Origin of the sequence: Sporanaerobacter sp., assembly GCF_047830725.1 — a bacterium.
Taxonomy (GTDB): domain Bacteria; phylum Bacillota; class Clostridia; order Tissierellales; family Sporanaerobacteraceae; genus Sporanaerobacter.
This window is the reverse complement of the sequence record NZ_CP181252.1, coordinates 570,283-583,517: the sequence shown is the minus strand read 5'-3', so window position 1 is coordinate 583,517 and position 13,235 is coordinate 570,283. Positions and strand designations below refer to the sequence as shown.

Below are 13,235 nucleotides of genomic sequence, written 5' to 3'. Positions count from 1 at the left end.
GATATTTAAAAGCTATAACTCCAAAATAATATTCCAATCAATACTAGAAGAAATGGACTAAAAACCAAGAGGGCTGAAAGAAATAAAGCCAGCATATCATTTTTTTCCAATTTAATATGTTCTTCTTCTATATTAAATTCTAGTTTGCTTTTTTCTTTGAGCCAATCTATAGTAGCATTTAATTTTTTTTGAAAAATCATACTGCATCAAGACCTTTCTGCTTTTTCTTTTCTATATTGAGTTTATGATGGCAAGCTACAAAATGTCCAGGACGAGCCTCTTCCCATTCTGGTACAACCATTTTACATATATCAGTAGCATATTTACAACGAGTATGAAATTTACATCCAGAAGGTGGTTTAATAGGGCTTGGAACATCACCTTCAAGAATTTGAATTTCTCTATCGTCATCAACATCAGTAGTAGGTATTGCCAAAAGAAGTGCTTCAGTATATGGATGCATAGGGTGTTCATAAAGTTCTTCAGTTTCTGCCAGTTCTATGATATTGCCAACATACATAACTCCCACTCTATCACTTATATATTTAATGACACTTAAATCATGAGAAATAAATAAATAAGTCAAGTTTTCCTGTTTCTTTAAATCTAGCAACAGATTCAATATTTGAGATTGAATAGATACATCCAGTGCAGATACAGCTTCATCACACACAATAAATTTTGGATTTAATGCTATAGAACGAGCTATTCCTATACGTTGCCTTTGCCCTCCAGAAAATTGATGAGGATAGCGATGAACAAAATAAGGGGCTAATCCACAATTGTCCATAGTTTTTAAAATATAATTCTGTACATTTTTGTCCTTTTTTGCAAATATCTTATGAGAATACAAGCCTTCAGATATTATCTGTCCTACAGTAAGCCTTGGATTCAAAGAAGAATAAGGGTCTTGAAATATAAGTTGTAAGTCCTTTCTAAGAAGTCTCATTTCTTCTTCGGTTAATTTAGCAAGGTTAATACCTTTATCTCTATAGGCTTCGTGCTTTTCAAAATCTGGATGATCTCTATATTTATCTAACATTTTTTGAATATCTGTGTTGATACTATTTAAAGCTTTTTCAATTTTAGCAAGTTCATTTTCCATATTTTTAATTGTAGCTAAATACTTGTTAGTTTCATTTTCAATATCTTTTTGAGATTTGCCTTGCTCTTTCAACAAAGATTTAGCTGCTTCCATTTCTATTCTTGTTTCATTTATTTTATTTTTAAGTTTTCGTGTTTCTATAGCATAATTGTGCTGTTTCATTAAAATATCCGATACAGGATTTAAATCTTCAGCTACCATAAATCCTCCAATCAATTGAGCTAAATCAAGATATAAAAGTCTAGCCTCTTTTTCAGCTAAACGAAGTTTTTCTAAAGTACGATATTTTTCAGGACCTTCTTCTAAACTATCATATATTTTTTGAATATCCTTTTGCTTTTTTTCTAATTCTCTCAACTTATGACGTTGTGAAGACAAATTCTTCAAGGTATCTAATACATATTTTGGTGCAAAATCATCAATATCCCTACCATAATATATAGTTCGACCATCAGTTTGGTCGTACAATTGCAAAAGAGTTCTGCCCAATGTAGATTTTCCGCATCCGCTTTCTCCTACTAGGCCCAAGGTTTCACCTTCATAGATATCTAGAGTAATGTCTTCATTAGCTTTTACATACAATTGCTCAGAATTAAATACAGATTTTTTCTTTAGAGGAAAATATTTTTTCAAATTTTCCACACGAATTAATACTTTTTTATCTTTCTTATTTTCAAGCATTAGCTCTCACCTCTTTCTGTGGATAAAAGCAACGGATTAGATGTTCTTTTTCTACTTCTATCAAATCAGGTTCTTCTTTTTCACATCTGACCGTAGCATATTTGCATCTAGGAGCAAATTTACAACCTACAGGCAATTTTAAAGGATGAGGGACTGCTCCTGGAATTGCATCTAAACGAACTCCCGGAGGAGTATCTAATCTAGGAATTGATGTCAACAATCCTTCAGTATATGGATGAGAGTAAGAGGTATTCTTTCCAAATATAGTTCTTACAGGTGCGTTTTCCACTACTTGACCACAGTACATTACAGCCACATCATCAGCCATTTTATTTATAACACCTAGATCATGAGTAATAAATAAAATAGAAGTATCAATTTTAGATTTCAATTCATTCATCAATTTCAAAATTTGTGCTTGAATAGTTACATCCAGTGCAGTTGTAGGTTCATCTGCAATCAGAAGTTTTGGAACACATGCAAGAGCCATAGCTATCATAACTCTTTGTCTCATGCCCCCTGAAAGTTGATGAGGATACTGTTTAGCAACATCTTCTGGATTTGGTATTTTAACCATATGAAGCATTTCAACTACTTTTTTAGCTGCTTCTTGTTTATTCATTGCTTGGTGAATCATAAGAGGTTCGGATATTTGTTTTTCAACAGTAAATACAGGATTTAAAGATGTCATAGGTTCTTGAAAAATAACAGAGATATCATTTCCCCTTATTCCTGTCATTTCATCCATAGGAACGTCTACTAGATTTTTTCCATCAAACCAAATTTCACCACTAGCTATATATCCATTTCCATCTAAAAGCTTTATAATGCTCATTGCTGAAACACTTTTTCCACAACCACTTTCACCTACAAGGCCAAGGGTCTTGCCAGCTTCAATACTATAAGAAACATCGTTTACTGCCTTTACGATGCCTTTTTTTGTTGTAAAATAAGTATGCAAATTCTTAACTTCTAACAAAGCCATTTAATTTTCCCCCTAACGTTCTTGAGATTTTGGATCAATTGCATCTCGTAAGCCATCGCCTATTGAGTTAATAGAAACTACACTTATACTCAATACAATAGAAGCAAAAACCCATCTCCACCAATAATTTTGAATAACTATACTATTATTTGCTCCATACAACATATTGCCCCAGGTTGGTAGAGGAGCTTGCACGCCAAATCCTAAATAAGATAAAGTGGCTTCAGTCAACATACTACTTGCAAAAGATAATGTAGCCGAGACAATAATTACTGATATCACATTTGGTAAAATGTGTTTAAATATGATATTTTTTCGTTTAACACCAAGAGATTTTGCAGCAATTACATATTCTTGTTCACGAACTGATAGAACTTGTGCACGAACCAATCTTTGAAGTCCTGGCCATGACAGTAGTCCTAAAATAATCATAATCAGCACAACTCTTTCTCTTGATGACATAGCATTTCCAATTAGAGCTGATAAAATCATTGCAAAAGGTAAAAATGGCAAAGAAGCTACCATCTCTGATATTCTCTGTAGAACCATATCAACTTTTCCTCCAAAGAAACCAGATATGCCACCTATAATTACACCAATAATTGTGGAAATGATTACAGCAACAGCACCTATTGTTATAGACATACGTCCACCATTTAATAGTCTTGTAAATATATCTCTACCTAATTCATCACTTCCAAAGGGATATCCTTTTAATCCCCAAGTTAGAACTTTACCTTTTGTAGTGACTGCATAATTTTGATAAAATCCAGTATAAACTTTGGATATTTTTGCTTCAGAAATTTTCTTGGGAATAGTTGATTGCTTGTAGCAATTTGAACCCCAAGAGATAACTTCACCATTTTCAGTCACTGCAGTATAGTGATAACTTCCTCCTTGTATAGATATTATTTTATCTTTTACTTCTGGTATTTTGTTTTCATCTCGTGAAGTAATATTTCCCCATATAAATACCTTTCCTTCATCATTTAGACTAGCTACAGTAGAAGCAGTAGCAGCTATATCCACTACATTTCCCATATTTTTAGGTATATTGGTATAAGAATTTATCTGAGTTCCAAGATGAACTACTTGTCCATCAAAGGTCAGTCCAATCAATGTATCAGAAGTAGTTATTACTTTTTTCAATTGACCTTGATAAGGGTGAAATTCGTTGAAATCATTGTTTGTAGAGTTGCCTAAATAATATAAATAGCCATCTTCAGTGAGGATACATGAATTTTGGTATCCAGCAGCAATATCTACAATTTTTTTATCACGGATTAATTCAACTGGAATAGATGTTTGTTTTTGACGATTATTTCCCCATGCAAATAGCTTTCCCTCATCATTTAAAGCTAGTGCATGATCAAATCCAGCAGCGATTTTCACGACTTTTCCCATATTGGCTGGAATATCCTTTAAATCAACATTTTTGTTTATCTTTGTTTTTCCCCAAATATATACCTTGCCATCTGTAGACACACCTATACTAAATGTAGGACCAATAGCAATTTGTTCAACTTTTCCATCTAAATCTTGTGGAATTTTCATAAGGTCAAGCCCGGGGGCTACATTTTGCTGAGTAGTTTCGGAAAAAGACAAATCAATAGGTACTACTAATGGTCCAATCAAAACTATGACAAATATCACTAAAAATACAGTTAGAGCTGTCATAGCAACTTTATCGCTTTTAAATGAAGAAAGAACAGATTGCCAAGGACTTTGAATATCTTCCTCTTCAAGCATTGTCATTTTTTCTTTTCCGCCAAAGAGATTTATAAACATAAGATGACAAAAAGACTTTTTCTTCTTATCTTTCTTTTTATTACTAATTTGTTTTGTATCCATAAAAATTATCTCCTCCTGCTATTGATCTATTCTGACACGGGGATCTACAAATCCATAACTTATATCAGTGACTAAATTGCTTAAAAGAGCTATTATGATATAGAACAGTTGTATTGCCAGTGCTACATTGTAGTCTTGATTGTTTAATGCATTGATATAGAAGTTTCCCATGCCATGTAAATTGAACATTCTTTCAATAACTAATGAACCCGAAAATACACTCATAATCCATGCTATAATTAAGGTAATAACAGGAAGAAGTGCATTCTTCCATGCATGAGAGTAAATAACCACTTTTTCTTTTAAGCCTTTTGCTCTAGCTGTCTTTATATAATCCATACTTAAAGCATCTATCATTGCTGCTCTTACGTATCTTGTGACGCCAGCCAAAGAAGTTACAACTAATATGATTATAGGCAGTGACAAGTGATACATAATATCCAGAAAACGTTCAAATTCTGTTCCCTTAAAATTAGGAGTAGTCATTCCGCTAACTGGAAACCATTGCAGTTTTACTGCAAAAATGAAAATAAACAACAATCCTGTAATGAATATAGGAACACTGTAGCCAACTACAGTTAAAACTTGTATAGTTTTATCAAATCCAGAATGTTTCTTTACAGCAGTACGAATTCCCAAAGGAATGGTTATGAGAAGGACTAAAGCTATAACAAATATATTTATAAATACGGTATTTTTTAAAGGTACTGTTACCACATCTTTAACTGGTTGCTTATAAACAGAGGACATACCAAAATCACCTTTTAAAATACCTTTCATCCATTTTCCATATCTTATGATAGGAGGGTCATCTAAACCAAGTTGTTTTCTTGCTTGTGCATATCTAAATTGGTATTCTTCTGGCGTTAAAGTATCTTTTATGGGTTCTAGCTGAGCTCTAGCTGGGTCACCAGGGATTAAATTGTATAAGAAAAATAGAACAAGAGACATGACAAGAAACACAAATATCATATATAAAATTCTTTTACAAATATATTTAACCATTTTATTACCTTCCTTATCCTAAATTTTCAATCTACTATTGTTTCAATTGTTAAAAACATAAAATTTAGTACAATAAAGTGTTTGTAATTATGTAGAAATAGGGTATTTTCATACCCTATTTCCATCAGTCATTGTTTTAAAGAGTAACTATTCTGTTACATATGAGTAAAGAATTGCGTCAGGTATTTTGATAAGGGAGTTCATATTGTAATTTTGAAGCTTATTGGTATAGAAGTCATGATATATATTTGAATATAGTGGTATATCTGGCAACAATTCATTCCACCTAACAATAAAGTCCACAAATTTTTTCTTAAATCCATCTTTATCATCTGGATCTGTTAGAACCATTTCTTTTGCATATTTTTCTAGATCTTTGTCTATAATATGGTTGCTGTTTAATCCTTGTTTGATTAGATCTGGATCTGTTGTATAAGTTACGGAAAGGTCATATCTTGGTGTAAAACCAGTTCCTAAATTAAACATATGATAAGTAGGTACTCCATATTTAGCATCTTTAGATCCATCACGATATAAGTAATTCAACAACTCTCCAAAGGTCATAACAGTTTGATTGATTTTCATACCTGCACTAGCCACATCAGGATTTTCTTGCAATTTTATAACTAATAAGTCAGATACTTCATTTTGTTCAGTAGAAGCCCATTCTATAACAAGTGGCATCAATGTACCATCTTCTAGTTTTTTATAGCGGATACCTTCTTTATATTCATTTCCATTTTTATCATATATCCATCCACTTTCTTCCAAAAGCGCAATTGCTTTTTCAGGGCTGTATGGATATTGATCTAATTTACTATTTAATTCAGCTTTTGTTTCTTGATAGAACCACATAGCTTCACCATAAGGACCATTAACTACTGTACCAAATCCTCCAGTGAAAGCTTTAGCAAAATCATTTCTATCTATAAGATGGGCAATTGCTTTACGAACATTGACATCTTCAGTAGGACCGTGGTCGCATATCAATTCCAATTTACCATATCCAGCACGAGGATATTCAGTAAAGCTATATCCACCTTTTTCCACAAGGTCAAGGCCTGCGTTGATTTCATCACCACTAGCCATACCAGACAACAAGTCAACTCCTCCTGTAGCTAATTCATCCATAGCTGTTTCGTTAGTTACTTTCTTATATATAACTGTCTTAATCAATGGTTTTCTACCTTCATAGTTTCCAAGGAATTTGTCGTTTACTTCAAGAACTGCAGTTTTAGATGCTTCATCATAGCTTACAACTTTATATGGTCCAGTTGAAGGATAGCTTTCAAATCTTGCTTTATTGATTCTTTCTTCAAAATTGTCTTTAGTGAAATTGTCAGAAAAATAACAGCCATTTCCATCGTCTTTAATTTCTACTGTGTCATCAGTCCAGAAAGACAATTTTAGAGGCGAAGCACTTACAAGAGTTAGTTCGAAAAAGTAAGGAATATTTTCTGCATCAATAGTAAACGCAAAAGTTTTTTCGTCAATTAAATTAACACCAATAAATTCTTTTGCATTTCCTGTTGAATATTCTTTCCAACCTTTGAGATATTGACCACTAGTATTGTCTCCACCCATTTCACCAACTACAGGTGATGACCAGAACATATAGTATGAAACGTAATCAAGAGCTGTAATAGGGCTTCCATCGTCATAAGTAAGACCATCTTTGATAGTAAAGGCATAGGTTTTAGAACCATCGTCGTTTTCTGTAACTTCATGTTTTTCTACTACGGTGTCATTGATTAAATATTTGCCATCAAAAGTCATATCAACAGTGCCATATCCAGTAATAAAGTTATAAATATCATAGTCTGCTGCATTGTTTTGGAAATAAGGTTCCCAGTCACCAGTCAATTCTGTCGTATTCCCGATAGTTATTTGTCCCATAGGTTCAGTAGGTTCAGTATTTGTGTCTTCTTCCATTGGTTCTTCAGTTTCTTCTTCCACAACAGCAGGGTTTTCTTTTTTGCCACAGCCTGCAGTGAAAATAGTCAGTAGAAGCACCAATGCCAATAGTAATGCTAACTTTCTTTTCATTCCAACACTCCCCCTTAATTCATTTTTTTGAATATTCTTAATATATTGTATTACATCATCGCTAAACAATTTATGTCAATTAAAGACATAATACAATACATTTGTAAATATAACAAAATAATACAAGTTAAGATAAATTGTCCCTAAAAAAGACAAAATGTTTAGAAATATAGATTTAGTTATGACTTATTTATACTTTTTATGACAAAAAAGTTTTAATGCATGTCATATTGTTGAATAAATTAGAGAAAATATATATTTTTTATTGCCATGATAAATGATTGCCATATTTAATAAGTATGCAACTTGTACTTAGACTATGAATTTTATATGATTAAGATTTTGGATTATATAATAGGTATTTGTGAAATGTGATATAATTGTTAAATGAAAATATTATTTTAGGGAGTCTGATAGTATGAAAAAAACAGTTTTGATTACAGGTTCTTCTAGAGGAATTGGGAGAGCCACTGCCAAAAAATTTGCAAAAGAAGGATACAATGTCATTGTAAATTTCCATAAAAGTGAAGACAAGGCTCTTTTACTGGTAGAAGAATTGCTTTCATATGGAGTTGATGCTATAGCTATAAAGGCAGATGTTTCTGATAGAACACAGGTTGAGAAAATGTTTGAAGAAGGGTATAAAAAATTTAGAAACATTGATGTACTTGTGAACAATGCAGCTATAGCTGACATGACTTTGTTTACGGATATAACAGTAGAACAATGGAAAAGAATTTTTGATGTAAATGTAGGAGGAATGTTTAATTGCTGTCAATGCGTTCTTCCAAAGATGATTAGTGAAAAATCAGGAAGAATCATAAATCTTTCTTCCATATGGGGACTTGTTGGAGCCTCCTGTGAAGTACATTATTCTGCAACAAAAGGAGCAGTCATAAGTTTCACAAAGGCCTTGGCAAAAGAACTAGGCCCTTCAAATATATTGGTGAATGCTGTTGCACCAGGAGCAGTATATACAGATATGATTTCAGGTGTTGACAAAGAAGTTCTTGAAGGCATTAGATATGACACACCTCTTGAAGTAATTGCAAAACCAGAAGACATAGCAGATGTAATATACTTCCTTTCAACAGAAGAAGCCAAACTCATCACAGGCCAAATAATAAATGCAAGTGCTGGATTCGTAATCAATTAGGTGGCAAGGGGACGTTTTGTTTGCCACCCTTTTTTGTGATGCACTGGGTGATGCACTGGGGACGGTTCTTTTTGCATCAAAATTAGAGGGACTGATTAAAAGTATAGCCATGAGGTGATATTGTGTACAAGATACTTATAGTTGAGGATGACAAAATTCTTTGTGACAATATAAAACAAGGTATTTCTAAATGGGGATACGATGCGTTTTCTATTGAAAACTTTGAAAACGTATTGGAGGAATTTGCAAAGTACAATCCTCATTTAGTTATTATGGATATAAATTTACCTTCTTTTGATGGATTTTATTGGTGTCAAAAAATAAGGAGTATGTCTAAAGTTCCAATTATATTTCTATCTTCAAGGGACAGCAATATGGATATAATAATGGCGGTCAATTTGGGGGGAGATGATTTTGTGACAAAACCATTTTCCATGGATATATTATTAGCCAAAATACAAGCTGTCATAAGAAGAACTTATTCCTATGGAGAAAATGAAGGCAGTATAATAGAATGTCATGGAGCTATTTTAAGCATAAATGATGGGACACTTGTCTATGAGGAGGAGAAAATAGAACTCACCAAGAATGAATTTAAAATACTTCAACTTCTTATGAAAAACAAAGGCAAGATAATATCAAGGGATAGAATCATGAGAGTGCTTTGGGAAAGTGAATATTTTATAAGTGAAAACACTTTGACTGTAAATGTAAATAGACTTAGAAAAAGGCTGGAAGATGTGGGACTTAAGGATTTTATAGTCACTAAAAAATCTCAAGGATATATGATACCATGAGTTTCTTTAAATATCTAAAAGATTCACTTTGGACAATTTTATATTTTATAGTAATAATATTAATAATTAACTTGATATTGATAAGTAGTACAGCTTTGGACAAATCCTTATCTGATATCCTCTATATGAATATACTCATATTCTCTATTTCATTGATATTTTTGTTAATAGATTATATAAAATGGAGAAACAGTTATAGTGGTCTAAGAAAGGCTCTCTGTAATAAGGAAGATATTGATAGATTACTCCCAAATGGTGAAAAATTGGAACAAGTCCTTATAAGGGAAATAATAGCTTTTAAAAATGATGAAAAATTAAAAAAAACAAATGAATTAATAAATGATTTAGAAGAGATAAATGATTATATAACAAGATGGGTTCACGAGATTAAGATACCCTTATCCGTATGTGAGCTTATAGCTGACAAAATTGAGGAAGAAGAACTATATGATATTTCAGAAGAGTTGAGAGGGGAATTAGAAAGAATAAATTTTCTCACCAATCAAGTACTGTATACTAGCAGGGCTTCAAACTATTCTGAAGACTTTGCAATAGAAGAAATAAATTTATATACATTAGTCAAAAGCGTAATTAAAAACAATATGAATTCTTTTATATCTAAAAAGATAGAAGTAGAAATGGATAATTTGGATTTTAATGTATTTTTAGACATCAAATGGACTTTTTATGTATTAGATCAAATAATAAATAATGCTTGCAAATATACCGATGTGCATGGGAAAATTAAAATTTTTGCAAGGGAAGATGAAGAAAGTATAAAACTTTTTATAAAAGATAATGGTATGGGCATATCTCCTAAAGATATAGAAAGAATTTTTGACAAGGGGTTTACAGGAGATAATGGAAGAAAAACAACCAAATCCACAGGCATGGGACTTTATATATGTAAAAAAATTGCAAATAAGCTAAATTTCAATATAGAAGTATCTTCTCAAGTATCACAATACACAGAATTTAAAATAACTTTTTATAAAATAGCTGATTATTTCAATGTGACAAAGATGTAATATTAAGTTCTATATTGTCACTATAAATGATGGCATACAGACAGGGAAAATACTAGAATATAGACAAATACTAAATAAAAAATCTCTCTTAGATTAAGAGAGATTTTTCAAATGATATAGGAGGTTAGAAAATGGACGTGGTACTTGAAACGAAAAATTTAAGAAAAGAATATGGCTCAAAAGGAATGACTTTTACAGCTGTAGATGATATTGATTTAAAAGTATATAAGGGTGAATTTTTAGGAATAATGGGACCATCTGGAGCAGGAAAGACTACACTTTTAAATCTGTTATCTACTATTGACAGACCTACTTCTGGAGAAATATATTATGAAGGAAATAGTATTTTAAATATGCAAAACAAGGAGCTTTCCATATTTAGACGAAATAATATAGGTTTTATATTTCAAGATTTTAACTTGTTGGACAGTATGTCTATTGAGGACAATATGGCTTTGCCCCTTGCTCTTTCAAAAGTAGATATAAGAGAAATAAATAAAAAGATAGAAGACTTAAGCAAATTTTTTGGATTAAAAGAGCATTTAAAAAAATATCCCTATCAATTGTCAGGAGGGCAAAAGCAGAGAGTAGCAGCAGCAAGGGCACTCATTACTTCTCCTTCCATAGTTTTTGCAGATGAACCCACTGGAGCATTGGATTCAAAATCTTCTCAAGAATTGTTGCAATGCTTATCTCAAATGAATAAGGAATTCAACACGACTATTATCATGGTTACTCATGATGCATTTGCAGCTAGTTATTGCAAGAGGATTTTGTTTATTAAAGACGGGAAAATTCATGCAAGAATAGACAAAGATTCATCTAGCTTTAAGGGAATAGGAGGCTTTAAAATGGAGACTACAATTAAAAAACCATCTGTTTTTACTGCCATGGGTGCAGTTTTCAAAAAAGAATTTAAGATAGCATTTAGATATCCTACTTGGTTTATCTCTATGCTCATATGGCCTATACTATTGCCTCTTGGATATGTATTTACTGCAAAAGCACTATCTGGGACAGATACTAGTTCATTAGTTTCTTTTGCTACTTTAACAGGAACTAGTGATTACAAAACATATATGCTCATAGGTACTGTCATGTGGTCATGGATGAATTCTATACTTTGGTCTTTTGGTACCAGCCTTAGAGTTGAACAAGTAAGAGGTACACTAGAATCTAATTGGCTTTGTCCAGTGCCTAAAATTAGTTTGCTTTTAGGATATTCACTTTTCGATATGATTTTTAGTATAATATATATTCCAATTATAGTATTAGAGTTTAAATTGGTATATAATTTTCATTTTGTAGGGAGTCCTCTTTTAGCTTTGTTGGTTCTTTTGGTATCTATACCTGCAGTTTATGGAATTGGTTTCATATTTGCAAGTCTGGTTATGTGGGTCAAAGAAGCAAATTCTATGGTGTTTTTAGTAAGAGGAATGATCATGGTTTTTTGTGGAATAACTTATCCTTTGGCAGTTCTACCAAATTGGATGAGAAATGTATCTAAATTTATACCTATAACTTATAGCATAAATGCTTTGCGGGCAGTTATTACAGAAGGAGTAAGCGTAGGGGATATAAAAAGTGAAATTTTTATACTTCTCATATTTGGAGCTGTACTCATGACATTAGGTTTATTGGCCTTTAATTATACACAAAAAAGAGTAAAAAGTTCTGGATCATTAGGCCAATACTAAGGGGGGATACAAAATGAATAGGAACAAAATTAAAACTTATATGATGGCAATAGGTGCTATTTTTAAAAAAGATATAAAAATATTTTTTAGCTATCGTGTCAATGCAATATTGAGTATATTAGAGCCTATTATTTGGGTTGTTCCAGTGTATTTTTTGTCTAAATCTTTTCAAATAGGTGGAAAAAACATTGGATTTGCTCAATATACTGGGACAACTGACTATATGGGCTTTTTAGTAATGGGAAGTATAGTATCAAGCTTTGTAAGTGCAGTACTTTGGAGTATGGGATTTTCTCTAAAAAATGAAATGGATGCAGGGGTGATTGAATCCAATTGGCTTACTCCTATTCCTCTTTGGGTGCAACTTGTTGGAAGATCTATTTTCTCATTGGTTTCTACTACTGCTAGTACCCTCATAGTGGCATTTCTTATATGGTTGTTGTTTGGATTTAGCATAAGTGGTAGTATACTTTCTTCAATAGCAACTCTCATTCCACTCCTTATAGGGCTGTATGGTTTGGGATTTGGGATAGCTGGTTTGGTTCTCATAACCAACAATGCCAACAATATAATAGATATAACCAATGCTACATTAAATATGATATGTGGATCAGAATTTCCTGTAACTGTTCTTCCAAAAGGAATTTTAGCAGTATCTTTGATTATTCCTCTGACTTATGGTTATGATTCCATAAGAGGAATACTCTTAGGCACCAAAACTTTGTTACCTATCCACATAGAACAGTTGATATTGGTACTTTTTATGGGCATAAGTATCTATTTAGGCATATTTATACTCAACAAAGTAGAAAAATACTGCAAAACCATTGGAAACATAGGCTTTCATTAATGAGATGCGTTGGGGATGCGTTGGGGACAGTTCT

Annotated in this window: 11 protein-coding genes; 5 read left to right on the top strand and 6 right to left on the bottom strand. The window is 32.2% G+C overall.

Going from position 1 to position 13,235, the window contains the following annotated elements; translation table 11 throughout:
• Nucleotides 1-5: 5 nt before the first annotated feature.
• The 6 genes from ACFWUA_RS02775 to ACFWUA_RS02750 form a co-directional block, all read right to left on the bottom strand.
• Nucleotides 6-200: a hypothetical protein gene (locus ACFWUA_RS02775; protein WP_416198646.1), complete on the bottom strand. Its 195-nt coding sequence runs from the start codon at nt 198-200 to the stop codon at nt 6-8.
• Entirely contained in the window at nt 197-1,786 is a 1,590-nt protein-coding gene (locus ACFWUA_RS02770) for an oligopeptide/dipeptide ABC transporter ATP-binding protein (protein ID WP_416198645.1), read from the bottom strand. Before ACFWUA_RS02770 ends, ACFWUA_RS02775 begins: the two co-directional genes overlap by 4 nt.
• Nucleotides 1,779-2,771: an ABC transporter ATP-binding protein gene (locus tag ACFWUA_RS02765; RefSeq protein ID WP_416198644.1), complete on the bottom strand. Its 993-nt coding sequence runs from the start codon at nt 2,769-2,771 to the stop codon at nt 1,779-1,781. The genes ACFWUA_RS02770 and ACFWUA_RS02765 overlap by 8 nt, the downstream gene beginning before the upstream one ends.
• Before the next feature lie 12 nt (nt 2,772-2,783).
• Complete coding sequence (locus tag ACFWUA_RS02760) at nt 2,784-4,622, bottom strand: ABC transporter permease subunit (RefSeq protein WP_416198643.1); 1,839 nt, start codon at nt 4,620-4,622, stop codon at nt 2,784-2,786.
• Nucleotides 4,623-4,640: 18 nt separating this feature from the next.
• Nucleotides 4,641-5,627: an ABC transporter permease gene (locus ACFWUA_RS02755; protein WP_416198642.1), complete on the bottom strand. Its 987-nt coding sequence runs from the start codon at nt 5,625-5,627 to the stop codon at nt 4,641-4,643.
• A gap of 147 nt (nt 5,628-5,774) precedes the next feature.
• A complete protein-coding gene (locus ACFWUA_RS02750; RefSeq protein ID WP_416198641.1) occupies nt 5,775-7,673 on the bottom strand; it encodes an ABC transporter substrate-binding protein in 1,899 nt (632 codons plus the stop codon).
• Between the two features lie 418 nt (nt 7,674-8,091).
• Here ACFWUA_RS02750 and ymfI point away from each other — a divergent pair, with 418 nt between their 5' ends.
• The 5 genes from ymfI to ACFWUA_RS02725 all read left to right on the top strand — a co-directional run bounded on the left by ymfI (nt 8,092) and on the right by ACFWUA_RS02725 (nt 13,201).
• Entirely contained in the window at nt 8,092-8,829 is a 738-nt protein-coding gene (ymfI, locus tag ACFWUA_RS02745; protein ID WP_416198640.1) for an elongation factor P 5-aminopentanone reductase, read from the top strand.
• A 122-nt stretch (nt 8,830-8,951) separates the two neighbouring features.
• The gene (locus ACFWUA_RS02740; RefSeq protein WP_416198639.1) at nt 8,952-9,626 is read left to right on the top strand and encodes a response regulator transcription factor; all 675 of its coding nucleotides are present in this window, start codon (nt 8,952-8,954) and stop codon (nt 9,624-9,626) included.
• Nucleotides 9,623-10,654, top strand: coding sequence for a sensor histidine kinase (locus ACFWUA_RS02735; protein WP_416198638.1), 1,032 nt, complete (start codon nt 9,623-9,625; stop codon nt 10,652-10,654). The genes ACFWUA_RS02740 and ACFWUA_RS02735 overlap by 4 nt, the downstream gene beginning before the upstream one ends.
• Before the next feature lie 131 nt (nt 10,655-10,785).
• Complete coding sequence (locus ACFWUA_RS02730) at nt 10,786-12,351, top strand: ATP-binding cassette domain-containing protein (RefSeq protein WP_416198637.1); 1,566 nt, start codon at nt 10,786-10,788, stop codon at nt 12,349-12,351.
• Nucleotides 12,352-12,364: 13 nt separating this feature from the next.
• A complete protein-coding gene (locus ACFWUA_RS02725) occupies nt 12,365-13,201 on the top strand; it encodes an ABC transporter permease (RefSeq protein WP_416198636.1) in 837 nt (278 codons plus the stop codon).
• The last annotated feature ends 34 nt before the right edge of the window (nt 13,202-13,235 follow it).

What these genes read in the sequence shown, in the direction of transcription:
- ACFWUA_RS02775 (WP_416198646.1), bottom strand. Translation starts at nt 200, where the DNA reads ATGATTTTTCAAAAAAAATTAAATGCTACTATAGATTGGCTCAAAGAA.
- ACFWUA_RS02770 (WP_416198645.1), bottom strand. Translation starts at nt 1,786, where the DNA reads ATGCTTGAAAATAAGAAAGATAAAAAAGTATTAATTCGTGTGGAAAAT.
- ACFWUA_RS02765 (WP_416198644.1), bottom strand. Translation starts at nt 2,771, where the DNA reads ATGGCTTTGTTAGAAGTTAAGAATTTGCATACTTATTTTACAACAAAA.
- ACFWUA_RS02760 (WP_416198643.1), bottom strand. Translation starts at nt 4,622, where the DNA reads ATGGATACAAAACAAATTAGTAATAAAAAGAAAGATAAGAAGAAAAAG.
- ACFWUA_RS02755 (WP_416198642.1), bottom strand. Translation starts at nt 5,627, where the DNA reads ATGGTTAAATATATTTGTAAAAGAATTTTATATATGATATTTGTGTTT.
- ACFWUA_RS02750 (WP_416198641.1), bottom strand. Translation starts at nt 7,673, where the DNA reads ATGAAAAGAAAGTTAGCATTACTATTGGCATTGGTGCTTCTACTGACT.
- ymfI (WP_416198640.1), top strand. Translation starts at nt 8,092, where the DNA reads ATGAAAAAAACAGTTTTGATTACAGGTTCTTCTAGAGGAATTGGGAGA.
- ACFWUA_RS02735 (WP_416198638.1), top strand. Translation starts at nt 9,623, where the DNA reads ATGAGTTTCTTTAAATATCTAAAAGATTCACTTTGGACAATTTTATAT.
- ACFWUA_RS02730 (WP_416198637.1), top strand. Translation starts at nt 10,786, where the DNA reads ATGGACGTGGTACTTGAAACGAAAAATTTAAGAAAAGAATATGGCTCA.
- ACFWUA_RS02725 (WP_416198636.1), top strand. Translation starts at nt 12,365, where the DNA reads ATGAATAGGAACAAAATTAAAACTTATATGATGGCAATAGGTGCTATT.